Genomic DNA, 23820 nt, shown 5'->3' with positions numbered 1-23820 from the left:
TAGAAAAATGGAGGAAAAGAACCATGGATAAACCTAGAATAGAATCAGCAGTAAGAGAAATCCTTATCGGCATAGGAGAAAATCCAGAAAGAGAAGGACTTATTGATACACCTAGAAGAATAGCAAAAATGTATGAGGAAATATTCTCAGGATTAACAGAAGATCCTAAAAAACACTTACAAGTATATTTCCAAGAAGATCAACATGAAGAATTGGTATTGGTTAAGGATATTCCATTCTATTCAGTTTGTGAACATCATTTTGTACCATTCTTCGGTAAAGCACATGTAGGCTATTTACCTAAAAACGGTAAATTAACAGGATTAAGTAAACTCGCAAGAGTAGTAGATACAGTAGCTAAAAGGCCACAGTTACAAGAAAGAATAACTGCTTCAGTAGCAGATACTATTGTTGAAGTGCTAGATCCATATGGAGTTATTGTTGTAGTTGAAGCAGAGCATATGTGTATGACTATGAGAGGAATCAAAAAACCTGGATCAAAAACAGTGACATCAGCTGTAAGAGGATTATTCAAGAATGATGCTAAAGCTAGAGCAGAGGCTATGTCATTAATAAAATTCTAGGAGGGAAAAAATGAGAAACATAGCATATAGACTTAATAGAAAAATAAATGTAAAATGTGGTGATTATGAATTAAATCTAGGTACAAAGACTTATGTTATGGGAATTTTGAATATTACACCTGATTCTTTTTCAGATGGTGGAAATTTCTTTGAATTAGAAAATGCTATAAAACACGCTAAAGAAATGATTGAAGAGGGAGCAGACATTATAGATGTAGGTGGAGAATCTACTAGGCCAGGAAGTGAAGAAGTGTCTGCAGAAGATGAACTTGAAAGAGTATTGCCTGTTGTTAAGAGGCTAGCAAAAGAAGTAAAAGCTCCTATATCTGTAGATACTTATAAAGCCATTGTAGCGGACAAGGTTCTAGAAGCAGGAGCCCATATAATCAATGATATCTGGGGACTTCAAAAGGATCCAGATATGGCAAATGTAGTTGCAAAGTATAATGTTCCGGTAGTAATTATGCATAATCAAATAGGAACAGAATATAAAAATGATATAATGGAAGAGATATGTAGATTTTTGAGAAAATCTATTGATATAGCCCTAAAAGCTGGAATTAAACCAGAAAATATTATATTAGATCCTGGTATAGGATTTGGAAAAACTTCAGAGCAAAATATGGAAGTAATGGCTAGACTAGGGGAATTAAATGATTTAGGATATCCAATACTTTTAGGAACATCTAGAAAATCTATGATAGGAAAGATATTAGATTTGCCTTCAGAAGAAAGAGTAGAAGGAACTATAGCTACGTCTGTTATGGGAGTTATTCAAGCATCAGATATAGTAAGAGTTCATGATATTAAAGAAAATGTTAGAGCTATAAAAGTTACTGACGCTATAGTTAGAGGGATAATGCCATGGACAAAATAATAATGAAAAATTTAGGATTTTATGGATATCATGGAGCATTAGTTGAAGAAAATGTACTTGGACAAAAGTTCTTTTTAGATATAGAGATATATGCTGATTTAAAAAAAGCTGGAGATACAGATAATGTAGAAGATACTATACATTATGGAGAAGTATATGAACTAATAAAATCTATAGTAGAGGAAAAAAGATTCAAGCTAATAGAATCTCTAGCTGAAAATATAGCTAGTTCGGTAATTAAAGGTTTTTCTAAAGTTCAAGAAATAGTTGTAACTATTAAAAAACCGGAAGCACCTGTCCCAGGAATATATGATTATTTTGGAGTTGAAGTAAGGAGAAAGAGAAATGAATAAAAAAGCTTATCTTGGAATAGGTGGAAATATAGGAGATAGAAAATCTAACATAGAAAAGACTATAGAGCTTTTAAATAATAATGAAGAAATTAAAGTAACTAAGATCTCATCATTTTATGAAACGGAACCTGTTGGATATACTGATCAAGATTGGTTTATGAATGTTGTAGTTGAAATAGAAACGACTTTAGATCCATATAAGCTTTTAGAATATTGTAATTATATAGAAAGTGAATTAAAAAGAGTTAGACTAATAAGATGGGGTCCTAGAACTATTGATGTAGATGTTCTTCTTTATGAAGGATTTACTTCTACAGATGAGAAGCTTACAGTTCCTCACCCAAGAATGCATGAACGAGGATTTGTTATGATACCATTATATGAAATAGCTAAAGATATAGATATAAATGGTAAGTCTATAAAAGATATAGTAGTTGATTTAAAGAAAGAAGATGTAAGAAAGCTAGATTAAAAAATCCAAGAAATTTCTTGGATTTTTTTATTTTTTAGTTAATTAAGACAATCACTTTTAAAAATAAAAAGTTACTTTATTATAAAGTATCAAACAAAACATTTACTAATAATACAAAATTTAGTAAAATATAAAATAGGATTTAATTTGTACAATGTAGTCTAATAGTATAGATATATAAACAATAGTATAACTATATAAAAAAATAATAAGAAATTGTTAAGAAGAATGTTGTAATTGAATATGAATTCTGAGAAAATTGAATTAAAGGGATTGTAATCAGTAATTATAATAGAGGGAGAAAAAATGATAAATAAAAAAAGAATACTATGTTTATTATTGACTTTCGTTATTGTCATTTTTAATACAGGATATACATACGCTATAGAAAACTACATAAATTTTATGACATTAACTGAAAAGGATAACTTATCACAAGGAACAGTACGAAGAATACTACAAGATAAAGAAGGTTACATGTGGTTTGGAACTAATGATGGACTTAATAAATATAATGGAAATGATATAAAAGTATATAAAGAAGGAAGATTTACACAAAACTCATTACCAGAGAATTACATAACTGCATTAAATATAGACAAAGATGGCATGCTTTGGGTAGGAACGTCAAAAGGATTAACTAAATTTAATCAAAAAAGACAGGATTATTCTCACTTCCAATTTAATTCATTTGATCTTAAAAGTATAAGTAGTAATAAAGTAGAAGATATTCTTATAGACCGAGATGGAGATATGTTTATAGCAACAGAAGATGCTGGAATTAATAAATTTATAAAACGTAAAGGTCATTTCAAAAGATATACAAATAATCCTAGCAATCCTAAAAGTATAAGTAATAATAGAGTAAATGTAATGTATGAAGATAAAAGGGGAAAAATATGGGTAGGTACAAACTATGGATTAAATGAGTTTGATAAGAAGACTGAAAGTTTTAAGCATTATAAACATGATCCTAATAATCCATATAGTATAAGTGGCAATAATATTACAGCTATAACAGAAGATAATAAAGGTAACATATGGATAGGAACAGAAAAAGATGGATTGAACAAGTTAGATAGAAATACTGGGAAGTTTACTGTATTTAAAAAATCTGACAATAAAAATCAAGATAAAAAAGTAGATTATAGTATAGGATCTAACAATATAACTTCATTACTTAAAGATAAATCAGGAACTATATGGATTGGTACAACAGGTGCAGGTTTAGCATTTTATGATAGTGAAAATAATAGATTTGTAAAATATTCTGCTGATTTTAATACTCCATATGGAATAATGAGTAGTAATATACAGACAATTTATCAGGATCAAAATGATATAATTTGGGTAGGAACTCAAGATAGTGGAGTTAGTAGATTTAATCCTAATGCTCCTTTTTCTGCATATAAAAAGAATATAGTGTTTGAGGATTCATTAAACGACAATGTGGTCCTTTCTGTATATAAAGATGAAGAAGGGATAGTATGGGCTGGAACACGAGAAGGTGGATTGAATAAGGTAGACCTTAAAAACAGAAAGGTTAAATACTATGATACTTCAAATTCAAAGATAGGATCAAATGCTATATATAGCATACATGAAGATAAGAAAGGTATTCTATGGTTAGGAACAGATAGAGGGATATCTGCATTTAATAAAAATACTGAAGAATTTAAGATATATGGAAATGATTATAATAATAAATCAAAGTTATCAATAACTGATAAAGTTAATACAGTTTATAGAGATTTAGAAGAGAATATTTGGGTTGGAACAAGAGAGGGATTATACTTACTTGATGAAGAAACAGGAAAAGCTAAAAGAAAGTATACTGTTAGCGATGGACTTAGTAGTGATTTTATAAAAACAATATACGAAGATAGTGATGGTATATTATGGATGGGAACCATACACGGAGGTCTTATTAGATTTAATAAATACAGAAATGAGTTTAAAACTTATCAAAATGTTTCTGGAAATAACGAAAGTATAAGTAGTAATTATATACTTGATATAACAGAAGATGAAGAAAAAAATTTGTGGCTAGCGACAGATAATGGGCTCAATAAGTTTAATAAAGAAACTGGGGTATTTGATGTTTTTTCAGAAAAAGATGGATTAATAACTGTTACTATACGTGGAATACTAGCAGAAGGAAGGTACTTATGGGTAAGTACAGCAAATGGAATTTTTAAGTTTGATACTAAACTTGAAAAAGTAGTAGCCAATTTTGATGTTATGGATGGACTTCAAGGAAAGGAGTTTCTATCAGGTTCAGCTTATAAAAGCAAAGATGGAGATCTTATCTTTGGGGGAACTAATGGTTTTAATATTGTAAATCCTCAAAAGATAGATATTCAATATAAAGTGCCTAGAGTGAAGTTAGGAGTAATGAAGACTCATTATGATGATGATATAGATCTTGAAAATCTAAAACAAAAAGAAGTAGAATTATCCTATAGGCAAAACTTTTTTACTTTTAACTTTAATGTTTTAGATTTTAAGAATACTGATAATAATAGATATAAATATATGTTAGAAGGATTTGACGATAAATGGCAAGATAATGGAGGAAGGAACTATGCTAGTTATACTAATCTAAGTCCTGGAAAGTATGTATTAAAAGTAAAAGGTGCTAACAGTGATGGTGTATGGAACGACATAGGAGCCTCAGTAAAGATAAAAATAAATCCTCCTTATTGGAGGACTTGGTGGGCATACTGCATATACATATTGATAATAATTATAATTGTGTATTTATCATTAAATTATGTTAAACTTTTAGGGAAAATGATAAGTGAAAAAACTTCTCAACTTGATAAAACCAATAAGTATCTAATGGAAGAAGTAGAAAAGCGTAGGAAGGCAGAACTTGTTTTAAAAGAAAAGCTTAAAGAAAATGAAGAGCTCTTTAATGAAAAAATGGAGATAGAGAAGTTTAGAAATGATTTCTTTGTTAATTTATCACATGAACTGAGAACACCTTTGAATTTAATTTTAGGAACTTTACAGGTAAGTAAACATTATTTAAAAGAGGATAAAATATCGTATTCTTCTGAAAAACTAGGAGGACATCTTGATCTAATTAAAAAGAATTGTTATAGACTCCAAAGAGTAGTGAATAATATAATAGATGTTTCTAAGATAGATTCAAAGCAGTATAAACTAAATGTTAAAAAAGTAAATATAGTAAGTTTAGTTGAAGAGACAGTGTTATCTGCAACTGAATACGCTAGACAAAAAGAGTTAGAACTCTTAATTGACACAGATGTTGAAGAAAAATATATATACTGTGATCCAGTGGAAATAGAACGTGTTGTATTGAACTTAATATCAAATGCATTAAAGTTCACACCTAAAAATGGAAACATATGGGTAGATATTTTAGGTGAAGATGATGATTATGTTAGTATTTCTGTAAAAGATAATGGTATGGGAATACCAAAAGATAAACAAAAAGTTATATTTGAAAGATTTAAACAAGCTGATAAAAAAGATTATCAAGGTAGTGGAATAGGACTAAGCTTAACTAAATCATTAATAGAAATGCATGGTGGTAGCATAGAATTAGTAAGTGAAGAAAATAAGGGAAGTGAGTTTATAATAAAATTACCAGTAAATAATGAAGATATATATGATACTGATAATATTAGTAGTCACATTAATGAAACTATAGATGAAAGTACAGATGTAAAAGTAGAAATGTCTGAAATATAAGGTAAATAAAGAAGAAGTCATGGCAAATTTGCGGTGACTTTCTTTTATTATATAAATAATGCTATTATTATGACTTAACTGGGTATCATAAATATGATTATAATTTAAAGAGGGGAATAAAATGACATATAAAGATAATTATTTAAAGGTAAGAAATACATTGGCATTAATATTGGGACTTAACATACTTGTTGCTCTTGCTAAACTTATATATGGACTAATGACGAAGACTTCCAGTATGATAGCAGATGGATTTCATTCTTTTTCAGATGGAGCGTCTAACGTAGTAGGACTTATAGGAATTTGGATAGCATCTAAGCCTGCTGATGAAAACCATCCATATGGACATCATAAAGTAGAGACATTGTCTACTATTGTAATTAGTTTTGCACTATTTATAGTTTCATTTAAGATATTAGTAAATTCATATAATAGATTCATGAATCCTGTTGTACCGAAAATTAATGTATTTAGCTTTATAGTTATGATACTAACATTAATAATAAATATTTTAGTTGTAAGGTACGAGTCTAAAAAAGGAAAAGAATTGAATAGTAGTATTTTAATTTCAGACTCTAAGCATACGGAAAGTGATATTTATGTATCTATTTCTGTAATAGTTAGCTTAATAGCTATTAAGCTAGGTTATATATTTATAGATACTTTAATATCTGCTATCATAGCTATATTAATATGTAGAGCTGGTATACAAATATTAAGAGAAGGTATAAATGTACTAATAGATGGTAAGATGATAGAGGCTGAAAAAATCCATAAAATAGTTATGGAAATTGAAGAAGTAATATATTGTCACAAAATTAGAACAAGAGGAAAACAAAATCATATAATGATAGACTTACATGTTGGTATAGATAAAAATCATAACATAGATTATTGTCATAAACTATCTCATCGAATAGAAGATACATTGAAAAAAGATATTTTAGGAGTAGAAGAAGTTATAGTTCATATAGAGCCTGCTAGTGAAGACAATACTCATACTTAGAAAAGTCATACCCATATGCAAATATTTATTATATATAAATAAAGCGTTTTAAGGAGTGTAGTTTTATGAAAATATTAATAAAAAATTGTACTGCATTATTGATGAATGGAAATGATGAAATTATAGAAAATATTAGTATAGGCATAGAAGGAGATAAAATAAAGTATATAGGAAAAATTCCTAATGATTTCAATGCAGATAAAACTATAGATGCTACAAATAAATTAGTAATGCCTGGACTAATAAATGCACATACTCATATACCAATGTCTTTATTTAGAAATTATGCAGATGATATTCCATTTTGGGAGTGGCTTACAGAAAGAATTTGGCCTTTAGAAAAAAGATTAACAGGAGAGCATGTATATTGGGGTTCAATGCTTAGCATAGCTGAGATGATAATGTCTGGAATTACAAGTTTTTCTGATATGTATTTTCTTACAGATGGTATACCAAGAGCTGTTGAAGAAACAGGAGTAAGAGGAGTATTGTCTAAAGGGTTGGTAGGAAAAGATGAAGACGATAATAGAGAATTTGAAGAAATAAGAGAGTTCATAAAAATATGGAATGAAAAAGCAGATGGTAGAATAACTACAAGAATAGCTCCTCATGCACCTTACTCATGTTTGCCTGGATATATGAGAAGAGCTATAGAATTAGCTAAAGAATATAATCTTGGTATTCATGTACATCTTTCAGAAAGTAAGAAGGAGATTGAAGATAGTTATAAAGCATTTGGAAAATCACCTATACAGCATGTAAATGATATAGGCCTATTTGAACTTCCCACACTAGCAGCTCATTGTGTATACGTATCTGATGAAGATATAAAAATATTAGCTGAGAAAAATGTTTGTGTAGTAAACAACCCTGGAAGTAATCTAAAATTAGGAAATGGATTTGCACCAGTAGATAAAATGTTAAAATCAGGAGTAAATCTAGCTCTTGGTACAGATGGATCAGCTAGTAACAATAACTTAAACATGTTTGAAGAAATAAATCTTGCTGCTTTAATTAATAAAGGAATTAATACTGATCCTACTTCAGTTCCGGCATCTACAGCTATTAAAATGGCAACTATAAATGGAGCTAAAGGAATAGGACTTGAAAGTGAAATAGGTTCAATAGAAATTAATAAAAAAGCAGATATAATATTAATTGATTTAAACAAACCACATTTATATCCAAGATATAACTTGATGTCTTCTTTAGCATATTCGGTGCAAGCTTCAGACGTAGATACAGTTATCGTAGATGGTAAGATATTAATGGAAAATAGAGAATTGAAAACTATAGACATTGAAAAAGTAATCTATAATTCTGAAAAAATGGCAAAAGATTTAATTGAAAGATAATCCTAAAATATTATTAGACTAAATTTCATTTATATTTGATAATTATAACATCATAAAATACAAAATGAGACTTTTTTTGAAAGTCTCATTTTGTATTTATAGATTGAATTATAAAATTCGGGTAAACTAATTTTAATGATATAAATTTAGAACTTATTTATAAAATGAAAATCAGAGGTTATTAATACTAACTAAGCTATATGACCTAAATTGAAGAAATATGAAGAATTAAGGTTTTTTTTAGAATATTGATTAAAGTAGATGAAATATACTATACTGTTTATAGAATTCTTAAGAAAATCGTTTTACATAGGATTAAATGGTCATTTATGGTAAATAGAGTTTTATTTTTTTGTAGATAAAACTATCTGTTTTTTTACGCAATTATTGATAATGATTTTCAATGACGTTAGAGGAGGGCTTTTATGGATTGTTGTCAAAATAAAACACCATGGTATAAAAAAATGGCTTCTATATTAATTGGTCACAATTGTGAAGGAGAAGTTAATCATAATACTAATGGTTTAGAAAAAATTGCATTAGTAGGTAGTCCTAATGTAGGTAAGAGTGTTATATTCAATAGATTTACTGGAGCATATGTAACTGTATCTAACTATCCAGGAACAACTGTTGAAGTTTCAAGAGGCAAAGGTAAAATAAAGGGGAATGAGTATGAAGTTATAGATACTCCAGGGATGTATTCACTAATGTGTATAACTGAGGAAGAAAAAGTAACAAGAGATTTGTTGTTTACAGAAAAACCAAAAGTAGTTATACATGTTATTGATGCTAAAAATATAAAAAGAATGTTACCATTAACAATTCAGCTAATCGAGGCTGGTATTGATGTTATCTTAGTCTTAAATATTATGGATGAAGCAGAACGTATGGGGTTAAAAATAGATGTGAATAAATTAGAAAAAGAGTTAGGCATACCAGTTGTACCAACTATTGCTGCAACAAATAAAGGTATAGATAAGCTAAAAGAGAGGGTAGATAAATATGTCAAAACAGCTTAGTGTTAATTATGAAGATACTATAGAAAATTCAATAAATGAAATTACGGAAGCATTAAAAGGTGACTATATTCTATCTAAGAGATCCATTGCTCTTTTATTACTACAAGAGGATGAAGATGTAGTTAATATGGTAAAAGATCAAGAAGTAAATAACTTTCATAGTATAAGAGATATTATAAAAGAAACTAAATCACAATTTGAAAAGCCACTTAGCTATGTTATCTCTATTTATAGACAAAATAAAGTTGAGGAGTTAGCTGATTCAGTAGTTACAAAAAAAGAGACAAGCAATAATAGTATATCTAATACTTTAAGTAAATTAACTATGAATCCTATAACTGGAATACCAATTTTATTATTAGTTGTTTATTTTGGGTTATATAAATTTGTAGGTGTATTTGGAGCAGGTACTGTAGTTGATTTTCTTGAAGCTAACATATTTGAAGCATATATAAATCCATTTGTTGATAAGATAGTAAACGGGCTTATTCCATGGCATTGGTTACAAGATTTAATAGCAAATGAATATGGTATTATAACATTAGGTTTTAGATATGCAATAGCAATAGTTTTACCAATAGTTGGAGCTTTCTTCTTAGTTTTCTCGATAATTGAAGATAGCGGTTATTTACCTAGACTTGCAATGTTAGTTGATAGAGTATTTAAAAAGATAGGACTAAATGGTAGAGCTGTAATTCCTATGGTATTAGGATTTGGTTGTGATACTATGGCAACAATGGTTAGTAGAACTTTAGAGACAAAGAGGGAAAGAGTAATTGCTACATTGTTATTAGCTTTAGCTATACCATGTTCAGCTCAATTAGGGGTCATTTTAGCTTTACTATCTGGAAATAAAATTGCCTTACTTATATGGATTATATTTATGATATTTGTATTTTTATTTATTGGATACCTTGCATCTAAAGTTATACCAGGTGAAAAACCTAGCTTCTATATGGAAGTCCCACCTTTAAGGATGCCTAGAATAAGTAATGTATTATCAAAAACATATACTAGAATGCAATGGTATTTCATAGAGATAATTCCCCTTTTCATTTTTGCTAGTGTTCTTATATGGATCGGAAATATAACAGGATTATTTGATATGATAGTAAGAGGATTGGAACCTGTAGTAGGGTTATTAGGGCTTCCAAAAGAAACATCTAAAATATTCTTATTCGGATTCTTTAGAAGGGATTACGGAGCAGCTGGATTATTTGATTTACAAAAAGATTCTATTTTAAATGCTAGAAATTTAGTGGTTTCTGCTGCTACATTAACATTATTTGTTCCATGTGTTGCTCAGTTTGCAGTAATGATAAAAGAAAGAGGATGGAAAACAGCATTTATTATGGGAGCATTTATAATAGTTGTTGCTTTTGGATCCGGATATATATTAAACATGATATTATCTACACTTGGGGTACTTGGATAATGAAATGTAGTTTTTGTGGATATGAATTTAATGAAGAAGAAAGTTTAAAGGGATGCTCAAGCTGTCCTATGAGTAAGAATTGTGATAAATACAAATGTCCTAATTGTGGTTATGAGATTTTAAAAGAGCCGAAGTTCATAAAGTTTTTAAAGAAATGGGGTAGAAAGAAAGATGAGCAATAAAATACAATCTATGAAACTAGTTCCCATAGTAGATTTAAAGAAAGGTGACTCTGGAATTATAGCTGACTTAGATACTAAAGATGCAAATATTCTTAGAAAACTAATGGCTATGGGAATATTGCCAGGAATGAATTTAAGTATGATACAGACATTTCCTAGTCTAGTATTTCAAGTGGGATATACTCAAGTTGCAGTTGATAAAGAAATAGCATCAGTTATATTAGTTGAAAAATAAAGCGCCAGTTTTTGGCGCTTTATTCTATATAAGATTTTATTTCTTCTAGCAATTCTTCTTGTGTATCAGTATTCACAAAGACATCATCAATTAATGCAAAGGGTGAAGTAGCACAGTCTCCACAATATCCTAAGCAAGATGATACTTCTACTTCAACGTCACTAAAATCGTCTTCTAGTATTTTTACAATTTTATCTGTTTCATATTGAAAGTTATTTTCACAAAATTTTATATTATGTTTTGTCATAATGACCTCCTATTGTATATAGTAAATATCTAAAGTTTATCTTTTATTATTGCTATTCACAAAGAAACTATTCTTTGATAACATAGTATATAGATTTTATTTTTTGAAGAAACTCTAGAATAGTTTCATTAGTTACATTAATATTATCGAATGTACTATTTAAGCAATCTTTGATTGAGTGTAATACGTCTTCATCTATACTAGACATATCGTTTAAATTATTATTAATTAATGCTTGATCGATACTTTTAAGTAATAGAATAAAGCTTTGTAGCTTTTGTAAAAAATATTGATTTTTTATATCCAGATCTCCATTATATGTTCTCAAATTTTTAACCTTGTTTTCAATATCATTCAACTTTGAACAGAAACTGTTATTAGAATCTTTTTTGATACATACCACTTAAATAACCTCCTAAACCAATATATATAATAATAATATTCTAAAGTTTAATTAGAAGTTACTCTTTGTAGACAAATAACAAAATATAATGTATATTGTCGATAGAGAAAATATTTACAGTTGAATAAATAAAAAAATAGTATTAAAATTAATTGAAATATTTTAAAAAAACTGGGAAAATAGAATTAGAGTTTTTGTTGATAGGGAAGTTAGTTTTAATTTTTATATTTATATAATATTTTTAACCTATTTGATAAAGGAGAGTGGAAGGATGAATTTAAGCCTAAAAAGCAGGGAAGAGCAAATCGTTCATATCAAAGAACTAATTAAGGAACGTGATGTAAAATTTATAGTTTTACAATTAGCAGATATACAAGGTACAGCTAAGAGTATAACTCTGCCAGTTAATCAGCTAAATAAAATAATAGATAATGAAGTAATGTTTGACGGATCTTCAATAGATGGATTTGCACGTATAGAAGAATCAGATATGTATCTATATCCTGATTTATCAACTTTTGTAATATTACCGTGGAAAACTCACAATGGAACTACAGTTGCAAGACTTATTTGTGATGTGTACATGCCAGATGGCGGTTATTTTGAAGGTTGTCCAAGATATGTTTTAAGAAGAGCTTTAGAAAAAGCTAAAGAAATGGGATATTCATTCTATGTTGGACCAGAACCAGAGTTTTATATATTTAATAAGGATGAAAAAGGTGAGCCGGTTTTAGAAAATAACGATAAAGCAGGATATTTTGATATGGCTCCATTAGATAAAGGAGAAGATGTAAGAGAAGTTATATCTACTGCTCTTGAAGGTTTAGGTTTTGAGGTAGAGGCTTCTCATCATGAGTGTGGACCGGGACAACATGAAATAGATTTTAAATATGCAGATGCATTATCTACTGCGGATAATATAATTACATTTAGATATGTTGTAAGAAAAATTGCAGATGATTTAGGATTACTTGCTAGTTTCATGCCAAAACCAGTTGAAGGAATAGCTGGTTCAGGAATGCATTTAAACATGTCTTTATTTAAAGGTGATAAAAATATATTTTTTGATCCAGATGCTAAAAACCAACTAAGTGATGAAGCTGTTTATTTTGTAGGGGGATTATTAAAACATGCAAAAGGACTAACTGCAATTACTAATCCATTAGTTAATTCATATAAACGTTTAGTTCCTGGATATGAAGCTCCTGTATATATAGCATGGTCACATCAGAATAGAAGTCCTCTTGTAAGAATACCTGCAAAAAGAGGTCTATCTACAAGAGTAGAGCTAAGAAATCCAGATCCTGCATGTAATCCTTATTTAGCATTAGCTACAGTATTGATGGCAGGACTTGACGGAATAGAAAATAAGATAGAACCACCAAAGTCAGTTAACAAAAATATATATGCAATGGATTTAGATGAAAGACTAGAAAAAGATATACAAGCTCTCCCAATGAGTTTATATGAAGCTATAAAGGAACTTATGAATGATGATATTGTAAAAGATGCTTTAGGTAAGCATGTGACTGAAAAGTTCATATCAGGTAAACTTAAAGAATGGAATTCATACAGAGAAAAAGTTCATAAATGGGAAATAGATGAATATTTAAGAGGATATTAAAGAAAGCCAGTCGTATATTATATACGACTGGATTTTTACTGTAAGAATTAAAAAGAATAAACAATATTACCTAATATAGTATAAAAATCCTATTTAACTGGAAAACATTTTATATTACAATTAAAGTTAGGAGGAATATAAAAATGTTTAACATATTTAAAGATAAGGATAGGGAGATTGATCTGGAATATAGTATTTTACTTAAAAATAGACTACCTTTACTTATAAATGATGAAATTTGGATAAGCCTTTTCGATGATGTAGAAGATTCAGATATAGTAAATGCTAAAATAGAACTTAAAAGTTTAATAAATAATGAAAAAGAAATAAAAAAAGAACTCAAAGATAAAAAGAAAGAAAAGAAAAAAGTAATGGCTAAGATTTTAAAACTATCAGATGAAATCAACAATAATAATCTTTCAGATGGTGTCGTTTTATTAGAGCAGGCTGAAAGAGATGTACATGAAATAAATGATTATATAGATGATCTTACATTCCAATTAGAAGAGTTTCCAAAACAAATCAGAGAAGCTAATCTTAAAATTCTCAAAGCCACTGTAAAATATGCATATAGCGATCTTATAGATAGTCAGAGTAAGTATGAATCAATAACTAAAGAACTTGATATATTACGAGAAAAATTAAGAGATTTAATACAAAAAAAGTTTGACTATGAAGAAAAGATTAATAAGACTTATACTTTTTTACATAATACATTAGGAAGTGAAGAAATAGACAAACTAGATAAGGATATACTAGATAGTAAGAATGCTTAAAGGCATTCTTTTTTTATTTTTTATGATATAATAATTTGGGACAGTGAACTACCACCACTTATAGAAGTGAATGGCTTCCTAGTCAATATCTCTAATGAGATAAGTTTATCTAGGCTCTAAAGGTCGAACCAACCTCGAAATATAACATAAGAACTTCTATATTGGCATATATGCTTGGTTTTCGCTATACCAATTGGGCGAGTGCTTGAATATTTTACACTATAGAGCATTTCCTATAGTAACTCTATATATTCAGTTTTTAGTTGTTCTTAAAGTTATGATATCATAATTTAGTAAATACATCTAGTATTTACCAAATTAGTATTATCCATCTCTCACCTAGAGAGGATGGGAGAATTCCACACAGTATATTAAATGAAATATAAAATGTGAAAGGATGTCAGCGTTGACTTTAAAAGTATATATGTTAATAGTGATAATACTAGGTATTTTAGAGATATTTTTTAGTGTTTTTACATTATTAGTTGAAAGTATAATGAGAGTATTTAATAAAAACTTTAAACTCTCAGAAAAAGCTAAAGGAATTATAAAATTGTTTTTTGTTGCTTTATTTATGATATCAGTTATATATTTTATAGCACAAACAGTCAAAGTTTTGGCCAATATATTTGGGATATCATTAGATAAAAGTATACTAGATATATTTAGATAAATAAGTCCTATATAGGACTTATTTTTTATAAAGGTGGTGGAATAATGATAAAAGGTATAGGAATAGATATTATAGAAGTAGATAGAGTAAAAAAAGCATTTAATAGAAATAAAGATTTTCTAAAAAGAATATTTACTTTTTCAGAGATAGAATATATACAGAGTAGAAATAATAATATAAATACTATAGCAGGCTTATTTTCAGCTAAAGAAGCAGTAAGTAAAGCTCTAGGAACGGGAATAAGAGATTTTAAGTGGACTGATATTGAAATATATCATGATGAGCTTGGAAAGCCTATGGTTGATTTAAAAGATAATGCTAAAAAAATTGCAGAAGCCAAAGGAGAGTATAACTTAGTATTATCTATTAGTCATGATAAAACTAATGCTATATCAGTAGCAATATTTGAGGAAGACAAAAGACACTATAGACAAGTATCGAAAATAAATGAAGATATTATGTACTTAGGTAATAGCTTAGATTCTTTAAAAATAATAGATAAGAAACTAGTAGAGAACATGATTCCAAAGAGAAAAAAAGAAAGTCACAAAGGAACTTATGGAAGAGTTGGCATAATAGGTGGAAGTAAAGGGATGAGTGGTTCTGCATATTTATCATGTAAGTCTGCACTAAGATCAGGAAGTGGGCTAGTATACGCTATTGTGCCTGAAACTATAAGTGATATAATTTCAATAAAATCTACAGAAACTATAGTTATTCCTATAAATGACTCAGGAAAAGGTCATTTTACAGATAACTCGATAGATGAAGTTATATCACAAATTAGAGATATGGATGTAATAGCTATAGGATCTGGAATTGGAGTAGATAGTTATAGAATAGAACTTGTAAGAAAAGTATTAAGATCTACAGATATACCTGTTGTAATAGATGCAGATGGTATAAACTGTATATCTAAAGAAAGAGATATATTAAAAAATCGAAAAGGAGTAACTATTATAACACCTCATCCAGGAGAACTTTCAAGACTACTAGATGTTAGTATATCAGACATTCAAACAAATAGAATAAAGTATAGTAAATTAGCAAGTAAAGAATATAATGTTATAACTGTTTTAAAAGGAAATAATACAATTGTCTGTGATAGCCATAATGTCTATATAAATACTACAGGAAACCCTGGAATGGCTACAGCAGGAAGTGGAGATGTACTTACAGGCATAATAGCTAGCTTTTTAGGACAGAAATTTGACCCTATTAAATCTTCAATATTAGCAGTGTATATACATGGACTATCAGGCGATATTTCGGCATTGCAAAAAGGAGAATATGGAACTATAGCTACAGACATACTTGAAAATATACCTTATGCCATTAAAGAAATCAGTTTATAAAAGGAGAGGCAGTATGAGAAAACTATTAGTTGGTTTTATTAGTATTTTACTAGTCTTTTTTACAGGTTGTTCTGAGCCAACTGATGAAGAAAGTTTATATGATATACAAAAAACTCTAAATCAAATAGAAGATTATAGCTGTGTAGCAGAAATAAGTATAAAAGGTAATAAAAAGCCAGAAAAGTACAAAGTTAAACATACTTTTAAAAAGCCTAATAAATACATATCAGAAATATTAGAGCCAAAAAATAACAAAGGAAATATGACAATTTATAATGGAAAACAAGCTTATTTATATAGTCCTCAAATAAATCAGCTTACTATACTTAAAGATTATAAACAACTTCAAGATGAAATGCTTTTTATAGGTTATTTTTTAAGAATTTTAATTACTACAGAAAATCCCCAGATTATGTCAGATACATTAGATGAAAAAGAATATATGACAGTAAAAGCAGAAATACCAGGAAATAATATGTATAGAAAGTATGAACAAATTTGGATAGATAAAAAAACTCACTTACCATATAAGTTGATTATAGTTGATGATAAAGGGGAAACTCTGGTTGAGGTTAAATATTCTGAAGTTAAGTATAATATTGGGATAAATGATGACAAATTTAATATGGAACTAAAGTAAGAAAAAATATATACTTAATATTGAATTACTTAAAAAGGTTAGGTCTTGCAACAGTAACAAGGGGGAAGAGACATGATAAATGATTTACAAGAGATTAGACCAGTATGGTTAGAAATAAACATAGATAATTTAATTCATAATTTAGAAGAGATAAAAAGAGTAGTTAATAAGAATAGTTCCATTATGGCAGTTGTAAAAGCAGATGCTTATGGACACGGTGCTACTACAATAGCTCATATGCTTTCAGATAATGGAATAAATAAGTTTGCTGTGGCAACACTATCAGAAGCAATAGAATTAAGAGAATCTGGAATTGATGATGAGATATTGATAATGGGATATACGCCTAACAGTCAACTTAAATATGTTATAGAATATGATATTATACAGACTATATATAATTATGATTCTGCTTATATTCTTTCAAACTTAGCCAATAATATAAATAAAATAGCAAAAATACACATAAAAATAGATACAGGCATGAATAGATTAGGTTTTAAACCTATAGAAAAAAATATATATGAAATAGAAAAAATAAATAAATTAAGTGGACTTGAGATACAAGGGATTTTTTCTCATTTTGCTAAATCTGATGAAAAAGATAAATCATTTTCACATGAACAATTTAAGATATTTGAAAATATAATACATGAGTTAGAAAATAGAGGCGTATATATAAAGATAAAGCACATCTCTAATAGTGGAGCTATAATAGATTTACCTGAATATAATTTTGATATAGTAAGAGCAGGAATTATGCTTTATGGTTTATATCCATCTCAAGATGTAAATAAGAATATAGTTAACTTAAAGCCAGTTATGTCATTGAAAGCTAAAATTTCGAATATAAAAACCGTGTGTGAAGGTACAGGTGTTAGTTATGGTCAAACTTATGTAACAAACAAAGAGACTAAAATAGCAACCATACCTATAGGATACGCAGATGGATTTACTAGATTGTTATCAGGAAACCATGAGGTTACTATTAACGATAAAAAAGCTCCTGTTATAGGTAGAATATGTATGGATCAGTGTATGGTAGATGTTAGTTTTATAGATAATATTGATATAGAGAGTGAAGTAACTATATTTGGTTATGGAAAAAATATAACAACTGTAGATGATATTGCGGAAAAACTTGGAACGATAAATTATGAAGTTATGTGTATGATGAACAGAAGAATACCTAGAGTATATATAAAAGATAAAAAAGTAGTAAAAATATTAGATTATCTACTATAAAATTATATTGAAATGTATAAGAAACTTGAGTTGTTGACATAATTATTGCAAATAATATATAATCGAGTATATACTCGAAGACATACGAATATAATATAATTAATATTAGGTTTAATTAGGAAGGGAATTATAAAGTTGATTATACGAGTTTGTGAATGTAATAAACAACCAGAAATGGAAATAAATCTAATAAATACTTTGATCTGGAGGTGCAATAATGGCCGAAACAAAGAGAATAATTATTAGCTTACCTAACAGTTTGCTAGAAGAGGTTGATGGAATAGTGTCTATAGAAAAGAAGAACAGAAGTGAATTTATACGAGAGGCCATGAAGTTATATTTAAGAGAGCGAAAGAAAATCCAGATAAAAGAAAGAATGAAAAGTGGATATAGAGAAATGAGCCAGATTAATATGGCTTTAGCTGAGTTAGGCTTAGCCGAAGATATAAGGGAATTAGGAATATATGAAGCTACTTTGACAGGGTGTGAAAAATTGTGATAGTGAAGAGAGGAGATATATTTTATGCAGATTTAAGTCCTGTTATAGGCTCAGAACAGGGCGGTGTTAGACCTGTATTAGTTATTCAAAATGATATAGGAAATAAATATAGTCCTACTATTATAGTTTGCGCTATAACATCTCAGATAAACAAAGCTAAGCTTCCAACACATGTTGAAATTACTGCTCCAGACTTTGGATTACCAAAGGATTCTGTAGTATTGTTAGAACAAATAAGAACTATAGATAAAAAAAGACTAAGAGAAAAGATCGGTCACTTTGATGAAGATATGATGGAAAAAGTTGATGAATGCTTGAAAATAAGTATAGGTATGATAAATCTTTAAATAATTTTATATAAATGCTATTAATTTTAAATCTAATTTTGACATTATTTCTTAGGAAATAATGTTTTTTTATTTTACATACAGGATATTTAAAATGAAAGTCGAATATCATATTATATAAAGCCTTAAATTATGATAATATAAATATATGCAAAATTAAATATTTTATATTCTTATGTCTAAGGAGGGACAAGCATGAAATCAAGAATTAATAAAAAGAAAACTTATTTGATAGTATCTTTGGTTTTAATATTATCTTTGGGAATATATAAGATTACTTTTGGAAGTCAGTCAGATCCAGGAACTCAAGGAGATCCCCTTACTACTGTCAGTTATGTACAAACAAAAGTAAATGAACTTAAAACATACATAGATAATAAAATAAGTGAAATTTCATCAGGTAATGGTGAGACATTTAAAATAGTAGAACTTAAAGCTGGAGAACAATTAATAGGAAATGCAGGAACGGAAATAATTTTAAGAGCAGGAACAGTAAAGGCTATAATTGGAGAGTATGGTGGGATATCAGATATCACACAAGGAAAAGATTTAGAAGCTGGAGAAATTATATCAAAAAATCACTTATTAATAATTCCTAGAGATGGTAGAGGAGCAGAGGTTGTTACTTATGGAACCTTTATGGTAAAAGGAAAATATACAGTAAAATAAATAGATAACTATATAGAGATACTTTTTATGTATATTATACTTGTAAACATAAAGAGTGTCTTTTTTAATTAAATTGTAAACTAATTTGCAACTTATAAGATATATACTTAAGAAGTGATTTTTTATAAAAAATACTCTTTACTATAATGTAAATATAAACAAAGAAATTAAACTATGGTATAATCTTTAAGAATGAATATAAAAAATCAATTTTAGATATAACTAGTGATAAAAGTCGTATTCGACCATTGAAAGGAGAAAACTTATAGTGAATGTTTTACATCTTATTTTTAGCATGGAAAAAGGTGGAGCTGAGACTTATTTAATTAATTTAATAAAAAACTCGAAAGAGAATGTAAAATATTTTATAGTATGTGATCATAAAGGATATAACCATAGGAAATTAGAAGAACTTGACGTTGAGGTAGAAATTATACCTATGAATAGTGTTTATGATATAAAATCTGCCCACAAGATAGCTTCATATTGTAAAAAAAATAAAATAGATATAATACAGGCTCACTTTTTAAGAGAAAGTTTCATTGCAGTTTTAGCTAAGTTATTTTATCCTAAGTTGAGGGTAGTTTGGACTACCCACTTTATATATGAGTATAGTGGTTTAATTAATAAGCTTAATAAAGTATTTGCTAAATTTGCTGATAGAATAATATCAGTCTCTAATGCGGTAAAAAAATCACTAGAAAATGAAAATATCAATTCTAAAAAAATTACTACCATATACAATGGAGTTGATACAGAATATTTTAAACCTATTGCTGTAAACAATATAAGAGAGGAATTTAATATAGATAAAGATGAATTACTTTTAATTACAGCTGCAAGATTTGAGAAGATTAAAGGACATGATTTTTTAATTGATGGACTTTATGAACTAAAAAATAAAGGTATTCAATTTAAATGTTTATTAGTAGGAGATGGAAGTGAAAAGAATAATTTAGAAAATAAGATAAAAGAGTTAGAATTAGAGGAGAATATCATATTTACTGGTTATAGAGAAGATATACCAAGTCTTTTATCTGCTAGTGATATTTATATTTCACCATCTATAAATGAAGCTATATCATTTTCAATACTTGAGGCATTGTCTTGCAATATACCAGCTATAGCTACTAATGTTGGAGGTGTTCCAGAAATATTTGAACAAAGCAACTGTGGAGCTATGATTGAATATGGAGATAAAGAAGCTTTGGCAAATAGTATATTAGAATTGTACAGTAATAAAGATGAATACTTGGAAAAGAAAAAGAATGCTAGGAAATTAGTAATAGATAAGTTTTCTATAACTAATATGGTAGAAAAAACAGTAGAACTTTACGAAAATAGTATAAGTTAACTAAATAAAAGTCCTTAATAAAAAGGAGGGTAGATCCTATCTTTTGGTGGAGTAGGATAATATTTATGAAAGTATTACATTTAATTAGTGGTGGAGACACAGGTGGAGCAAGGACACATATCATAAATTTATTAAAAGAACTACAAAAAAATATAGATGTAAAGCTAATATGCTTCATGAAAGGTGATTTTTACGAACAGTTATTAAATGAAGGAATTAATATACATGTTCTTGAACAGAAAAAAAGATATGATTTTTCGATTATAAAGAGGTTAGTAAAAGAGATAAAACAAGAAAAATATGATATAATACATTGTCATGGTGCCAGGGCTAATTTTATAGGAGCAATAATAAAAATATTTTGTAAAACTCCTATTGTTACTACTATACATAGTGACTATATACTAGATTTTAAAGGTAATTTCTATAAAAGTGTAGTTTATAAAAACTTAAACTATATTGCATTAAAACGCATGGATTACTATATAGGTGTTTCAAATAACTTTAAAGAAATGATGATAAGTAGAGGATTTAATAAAAATAAAATATTTACTGTATATAATGGGATAGATACAAATATTAAAATGAATATTGTAGATCCGAAAGAGTTCTTTAATAAATATAATATCAGTTTCAAAGAAGAATCCATAAAAGTAGGTATACTAGCTAGATTACATCCAGTTAAAGGACTAGATGTATTTTTAAAAGGAGCACAAAAAGTTATTGAAAAAAATAATAATGTAGAATTTTTTATAGCTGGTGATGGAGAAGAAGAAGAAAACTTAAAAAATATGTCTCAAAGTCTTAATATAAGCAAGAATGTACACTTTTTAGGATTTGTAAAAGAACAATTTAGCTTTTTAAATGCAATAGATATTAATACAATAACTTCTTATAGTGAGAGCTTTCCATATGTTATACTAGAAGGAGCTCTTCTTAAAAAGCCTATTGTTTCCTCAAATGTAGGAGGTATAAAAGACTTGGTGTCTGATGAATATACAGGATTTTTATTTGAACCTGGAGAGTATGACGATTTTGCCGAAAAGTTAAATATTCTTATAAATGATAATAAATTAATACATGAACAAGGAGAAAATCTGTACAGCAAAGTATGCAATCAATACTCATCAGAAAGTATGTCAAGAAATCATGTTAAAATATATGATGAAATTTTAAATAGTTAGGGTAGGTGAATGTAGTATGAAAAAGAAATTTAATTGGATTGACTTTGGAATTATATTCATTTTGATAGCTGTAGTTGCAGCAGGATCACTCTATTTTGTAAAAAAGAAAGGGACAGTTACAAACAATGTAAGTTTAGTTCCTGTAGAAGTAACTGTTAGAGTTGAAGGAGTAAAGAAAGAAAGTGTTGATGTTATAAATAAAGGAAATATATTTAGTGATAGTGATAACAATGAAATTTTTGGAGAAGTTATTGATAAAAAAGTTGAAGAAGCATATGACTTTGTAGAGACTAGTGATGGAAGAATCGTAAAGAGTAAAATGCCAGATAGATATACAATATATTTGACATTAAAAGGGGAAGGACAAGTTACAGATGATTTTGTAAAACTTGGTGGAAGAGAAGTAAGATATGAAGGTACGATTAGATTAAAAGATAATATAACAGCTATAGAGACAAAAGTTACAGATATAAAAATTCCAAATAACAAATAGGAGGGACTAATATGCCTATTATAGATAAAAAAGGAAAATTATTCGGTAAAGTTAATATACTGGATTTATTTATAGTTTTATTAATAGTTGTCTTAGGGGTGGGGGCTTTATATAAAGTCAAAGGAGTCAAACAAAATACTTCCTTAGGTACGAAGGAATTGAATGTTAGATTATATGTTAAGGAAAGAGAAAAATTTAGTCTAGATAAAATAAAAGTTGGAGATGTTGTAAAAGAATACGATACAGGAATAGTTTTCGGTAAAATAAAAAATATAGAAGTTAAACCAGCAATCAAAGAAGTTAAAACAGGTAAAGGTGAAATAAAAAAGGCAGAAATACCAGAAAGATATGATTTGTATATAGATATTGATGCAAATGCAGTAGTTAATGAAAATTCAATAGTTTCAGGCAATAAAGAATTAAGAGTTGGAAATAGATTACTTTTAAAAACTAAGTTGTATGTTTTAGATTCTACAGTGTTTGTAATTAAAGGACAAGACATATAAAAGGATGATAATATGAAAAATAGTGTTATTTTAAATTATTTTAATAAATCATATGATAGCTTTTTAAGAATATTAAAAAGTAGCTTTATTTACAATATTTTAACTAGATTTGTTTCATTTGTTGGAAATAGTATGTTAAATAGTTATATTGTATCTAAGTTACTTAGATATAGGGAAGACATAGAAGATAAAAGTTTAATAACAAAAATATTGAACTTATTGTCTAAAGTAATATATGGAATATTTGATTTTATAAGATCTATTTTTAAAAAATCAGTTGTGGAAAGTAGGTTAATAGACTTTTCTAAAAATGCATATAACAATATTCTAGGTAGTATAGTATCTTTTATATGTATTACATGCGGAACAACTTTAATTACTTTTGGAATACTAAAGGTTGTCACGGGTTCACTTACTATAAACAAAGCTATAATTTATATAATAATATCTGTAATTCTATATATTATTGCATTTAGTAATGTAAAATTGAAAGATATGATGTCAAATAGTAGCTTTGTAAAGATAATCAACAGACTTTTAAGTGAAAAGTCTAATGAGGAGTGTTAA

General features: G+C 28.0%; 27 protein-coding genes. 25 read left to right on the top strand and 2 right to left on the bottom strand.

The window, feature by feature from the left end:
• Positions 1–23: 23 nt before the first annotated feature.
• The 11 genes from folE (at position 24) to CLPU_RS06075 (ending at position 11238) form a co-directional block, all read left to right on the top strand.
• Positions 24–584 carry a GTP cyclohydrolase I FolE gene (gene folE, locus CLPU_RS06125; RefSeq protein WP_050354770.1) on the top strand — a complete coding sequence of 187 codons (561 nt, stop codon included), beginning with the start codon at positions 24–26 and terminating at the stop codon, positions 582–584.
• Between the two features lie 10 nt (positions 585–594).
• Positions 595–1461, top strand: a complete 867-nt coding sequence (gene folP / locus CLPU_RS06120; protein ID WP_050354769.1) for a dihydropteroate synthase — start codon at positions 595–597, stop codon at positions 1459–1461.
• Complete coding sequence (gene folB / locus CLPU_RS06115; protein WP_050354768.1) at positions 1449–1814, top strand: dihydroneopterin aldolase; 366 nt, start codon at positions 1449–1451, stop codon at positions 1812–1814. Before folP ends, folB begins: the two co-directional genes overlap by 13 nt.
• Entirely contained in the window at positions 1807–2286 is a 480-nt protein-coding gene (gene folK, locus CLPU_RS06110) for a 2-amino-4-hydroxy-6-hydroxymethyldihydropteridine diphosphokinase (protein WP_050354767.1), read from the top strand. Before folB ends, folK begins: the two co-directional genes overlap by 8 nt.
• Before the next feature lie 306 nt (positions 2287–2592).
• Positions 2593–6006, top strand: coding sequence for a sensor histidine kinase (locus CLPU_RS06105; RefSeq protein WP_050354766.1), 3414 nt, complete (start codon positions 2593–2595; stop codon positions 6004–6006).
• A 121-nt stretch (positions 6007–6127) separates the two neighbouring features.
• Positions 6128–7012: a cation diffusion facilitator family transporter gene (locus CLPU_RS06100; protein WP_050354765.1), complete on the top strand. Its 885-nt coding sequence runs from the start codon at positions 6128–6130 to the stop codon at positions 7010–7012.
• Between the two features lie 65 nt (positions 7013–7077).
• The gene (locus CLPU_RS06095; RefSeq protein WP_050354764.1) at positions 7078–8367 is read left to right on the top strand and encodes an amidohydrolase; all 1290 of its coding nucleotides are present in this window, start codon (positions 7078–7080) and stop codon (positions 8365–8367) included.
• A 425-nt stretch (positions 8368–8792) separates the two neighbouring features.
• On the top strand, positions 8793–9386 hold the full coding sequence (locus CLPU_RS17620) for a FeoB small GTPase domain-containing protein (protein WP_050354763.1): 594 nt from the start codon (positions 8793–8795) through the stop codon (positions 9384–9386).
• The gene (locus CLPU_RS06085) at positions 9370–10821 is read left to right on the top strand and encodes a ferrous iron transporter B (RefSeq protein ID WP_050354762.1); all 1452 of its coding nucleotides are present in this window, start codon (positions 9370–9372) and stop codon (positions 10819–10821) included. The genes CLPU_RS17620 and CLPU_RS06085 overlap by 17 nt, the downstream gene beginning before the upstream one ends.
• A complete protein-coding gene (locus CLPU_RS06080) occupies positions 10821–11003 on the top strand; it encodes a hypothetical protein (protein WP_050354761.1) in 183 nt (60 codons plus the stop codon). The genes CLPU_RS06085 and CLPU_RS06080 overlap by 1 nt, the downstream gene beginning before the upstream one ends.
• Positions 10993–11238, top strand: a complete 246-nt coding sequence (locus CLPU_RS06075; protein ID WP_050354760.1) for a FeoA family protein — start codon at positions 10993–10995, stop codon at positions 11236–11238. Before CLPU_RS06080 ends, CLPU_RS06075 begins: the two co-directional genes overlap by 11 nt.
• Before the next feature lie 19 nt (positions 11239–11257).
• On the opposite strand, the gene CLPU_RS06070 is transcribed toward CLPU_RS06075, so the two are convergent.
• Together CLPU_RS06070 and CLPU_RS06065 are read right to left on the bottom strand one after the other, a co-directional pair.
• Positions 11258–11485: a YuzB family protein gene (locus CLPU_RS06070; RefSeq protein WP_050354759.1), complete on the bottom strand. Its 228-nt coding sequence runs from the start codon at positions 11483–11485 to the stop codon at positions 11258–11260.
• Positions 11486–11552: 67 nt separating this feature from the next.
• Positions 11553–11888, bottom strand: a complete 336-nt coding sequence (locus CLPU_RS06065; protein WP_050354758.1) for a hypothetical protein — start codon at positions 11886–11888, stop codon at positions 11553–11555.
• Positions 11889–12159: 271 nt separating this feature from the next.
• Here CLPU_RS06065 and glnA point away from each other — a divergent pair, with 271 nt between their 5' ends.
• From glnA to CLPU_RS05995, 14 genes are all read left to right on the top strand, one after another.
• Positions 12160–13512, top strand: a complete 1353-nt coding sequence (gene glnA, locus CLPU_RS06060; protein ID WP_050354757.1) for a type I glutamate--ammonia ligase — start codon at positions 12160–12162, stop codon at positions 13510–13512.
• Positions 13513–13655: 143 nt separating this feature from the next.
• Complete coding sequence (locus tag CLPU_RS06055; protein WP_050354756.1) at positions 13656–14288, top strand: hypothetical protein; 633 nt, start codon at positions 13656–13658, stop codon at positions 14286–14288.
• Between the two features lie 406 nt (positions 14289–14694).
• Entirely contained in the window at positions 14695–14961 is a 267-nt protein-coding gene (locus CLPU_RS06050) for a hypothetical protein (RefSeq protein ID WP_050354755.1), read from the top strand.
• Positions 14962–15005: 44 nt separating this feature from the next.
• Positions 15006–16316: an NAD(P)H-hydrate dehydratase gene (locus tag CLPU_RS06045; protein ID WP_050354754.1), complete on the top strand. Its 1311-nt coding sequence runs from the start codon at positions 15006–15008 to the stop codon at positions 16314–16316.
• Between the two features lie 13 nt (positions 16317–16329).
• Positions 16330–16956, top strand: coding sequence for a LolA family protein (locus CLPU_RS06040; RefSeq protein WP_050354753.1), 627 nt, complete (start codon positions 16330–16332; stop codon positions 16954–16956).
• 72 nt (positions 16957–17028) lie between these two features.
• Positions 17029–18201, top strand: coding sequence for an alanine racemase (gene alr / locus CLPU_RS06035; protein WP_050354752.1), 1173 nt, complete (start codon positions 17029–17031; stop codon positions 18199–18201).
• Positions 18202–18418: 217 nt separating this feature from the next.
• Positions 18419–18700, top strand: coding sequence for a CopG family ribbon-helix-helix protein (locus CLPU_RS06030; protein ID WP_050354751.1), 282 nt, complete (start codon positions 18419–18421; stop codon positions 18698–18700).
• The gene (locus tag CLPU_RS06025; protein WP_050354750.1) at positions 18697–19047 is read left to right on the top strand and encodes a type II toxin-antitoxin system PemK/MazF family toxin; all 351 of its coding nucleotides are present in this window, start codon (positions 18697–18699) and stop codon (positions 19045–19047) included. The genes CLPU_RS06030 and CLPU_RS06025 overlap by 4 nt, the downstream gene beginning before the upstream one ends.
• Before the next feature lie 195 nt (positions 19048–19242).
• The gene (locus tag CLPU_RS06020) at positions 19243–19716 is read left to right on the top strand and encodes a hypothetical protein (protein ID WP_050354749.1); all 474 of its coding nucleotides are present in this window, start codon (positions 19243–19245) and stop codon (positions 19714–19716) included.
• Positions 19717–19984: 268 nt separating this feature from the next.
• Positions 19985–21070: a glycosyltransferase gene (locus CLPU_RS06015; RefSeq protein ID WP_050354748.1), complete on the top strand. Its 1086-nt coding sequence runs from the start codon at positions 19985–19987 to the stop codon at positions 21068–21070.
• Positions 21071–21135: 65 nt separating this feature from the next.
• Positions 21136–22254: a glycosyltransferase gene (locus tag CLPU_RS06010; RefSeq protein WP_050354747.1), complete on the top strand. Its 1119-nt coding sequence runs from the start codon at positions 21136–21138 to the stop codon at positions 22252–22254.
• A gap of 16 nt (positions 22255–22270) precedes the next feature.
• The gene (locus CLPU_RS06005; protein WP_050354746.1) at positions 22271–22747 is read left to right on the top strand and encodes a DUF4330 domain-containing protein; all 477 of its coding nucleotides are present in this window, start codon (positions 22271–22273) and stop codon (positions 22745–22747) included.
• An 11-nt stretch (positions 22748–22758) separates the two neighbouring features.
• On the top strand, positions 22759–23253 hold the full coding sequence (locus tag CLPU_RS06000; protein ID WP_050354745.1) for a DUF4330 domain-containing protein: 495 nt from the start codon (positions 22759–22761) through the stop codon (positions 23251–23253).
• A 12-nt stretch (positions 23254–23265) separates the two neighbouring features.
• Positions 23266–23820: a hypothetical protein gene (locus tag CLPU_RS05995; protein WP_050354744.1), complete on the top strand. Its 555-nt coding sequence runs from the start codon at positions 23266–23268 to the stop codon at positions 23818–23820.

This window comes from Gottschalkia purinilytica (assembly GCF_001190785.1).
GTDB classification, from domain to species: Bacteria; Bacillota; Clostridia; order Tissierellales; family Gottschalkiaceae; genus Gottschalkia_A; species Gottschalkia_A purinilytica.
Note: the sequence above shows the minus strand (reverse complement) of the source record. Positions and strands in the feature narration are given on the sequence as shown.

What these genes read in the sequence shown, in the direction of transcription:
- folE (WP_050354770.1), top strand. Translation starts at nt 24, where the DNA reads ATGGATAAACCTAGAATAGAATCAGCAGTAAGAGAAATCCTTATCGGC.
- folP (WP_050354769.1), top strand. Translation starts at nt 595, where the DNA reads ATGAGAAACATAGCATATAGACTTAATAGAAAAATAAATGTAAAATGT.
- folB (WP_050354768.1), top strand. Translation starts at nt 1,449, where the DNA reads ATGGACAAAATAATAATGAAAAATTTAGGATTTTATGGATATCATGGA.
- folK (WP_050354767.1), top strand. Translation starts at nt 1,807, where the DNA reads ATGAATAAAAAAGCTTATCTTGGAATAGGTGGAAATATAGGAGATAGA.
- CLPU_RS06105 (WP_050354766.1), top strand. Translation starts at nt 2,593, where the DNA reads ATGATAAATAAAAAAAGAATACTATGTTTATTATTGACTTTCGTTATT.
- CLPU_RS06100 (WP_050354765.1), top strand. Translation starts at nt 6,128, where the DNA reads ATGACATATAAAGATAATTATTTAAAGGTAAGAAATACATTGGCATTA.
- CLPU_RS06095 (WP_050354764.1), top strand. Translation starts at nt 7,078, where the DNA reads ATGAAAATATTAATAAAAAATTGTACTGCATTATTGATGAATGGAAAT.
- CLPU_RS17620 (WP_050354763.1), top strand. Translation starts at nt 8,793, where the DNA reads ATGGATTGTTGTCAAAATAAAACACCATGGTATAAAAAAATGGCTTCT.
- CLPU_RS06085 (WP_050354762.1), top strand. Translation starts at nt 9,370, where the DNA reads ATGTCAAAACAGCTTAGTGTTAATTATGAAGATACTATAGAAAATTCA.
- CLPU_RS06080 (WP_050354761.1), top strand. Translation starts at nt 10,821, where the DNA reads ATGAAATGTAGTTTTTGTGGATATGAATTTAATGAAGAAGAAAGTTTA.
- CLPU_RS06075 (WP_050354760.1), top strand. Translation starts at nt 10,993, where the DNA reads ATGAGCAATAAAATACAATCTATGAAACTAGTTCCCATAGTAGATTTA.
- CLPU_RS06070 (WP_050354759.1), bottom strand. Translation starts at nt 11,485, where the DNA reads ATGACAAAACATAATATAAAATTTTGTGAAAATAACTTTCAATATGAA.
- glnA (WP_050354757.1), top strand. Translation starts at nt 12,160, where the DNA reads ATGAATTTAAGCCTAAAAAGCAGGGAAGAGCAAATCGTTCATATCAAA.
- CLPU_RS06055 (WP_050354756.1), top strand. Translation starts at nt 13,656, where the DNA reads ATGTTTAACATATTTAAAGATAAGGATAGGGAGATTGATCTGGAATAT.
- CLPU_RS06045 (WP_050354754.1), top strand. Translation starts at nt 15,006, where the DNA reads ATGATAAAAGGTATAGGAATAGATATTATAGAAGTAGATAGAGTAAAA.
- CLPU_RS06040 (WP_050354753.1), top strand. Translation starts at nt 16,330, where the DNA reads ATGAGAAAACTATTAGTTGGTTTTATTAGTATTTTACTAGTCTTTTTT.
- alr (WP_050354752.1), top strand. Translation starts at nt 17,029, where the DNA reads ATGATAAATGATTTACAAGAGATTAGACCAGTATGGTTAGAAATAAAC.
- CLPU_RS06030 (WP_050354751.1), top strand. Translation starts at nt 18,419, where the DNA reads ATGGCCGAAACAAAGAGAATAATTATTAGCTTACCTAACAGTTTGCTA.
- CLPU_RS06020 (WP_050354749.1), top strand. Translation starts at nt 19,243, where the DNA reads ATGAAATCAAGAATTAATAAAAAGAAAACTTATTTGATAGTATCTTTG.
- CLPU_RS06010 (WP_050354747.1), top strand. Translation starts at nt 21,136, where the DNA reads ATGAAAGTATTACATTTAATTAGTGGTGGAGACACAGGTGGAGCAAGG.
- CLPU_RS06005 (WP_050354746.1), top strand. Translation starts at nt 22,271, where the DNA reads ATGAAAAAGAAATTTAATTGGATTGACTTTGGAATTATATTCATTTTG.
- CLPU_RS06000 (WP_050354745.1), top strand. Translation starts at nt 22,759, where the DNA reads ATGCCTATTATAGATAAAAAAGGAAAATTATTCGGTAAAGTTAATATA.
- CLPU_RS05995 (WP_050354744.1), top strand. Translation starts at nt 23,266, where the DNA reads ATGAAAAATAGTGTTATTTTAAATTATTTTAATAAATCATATGATAGC.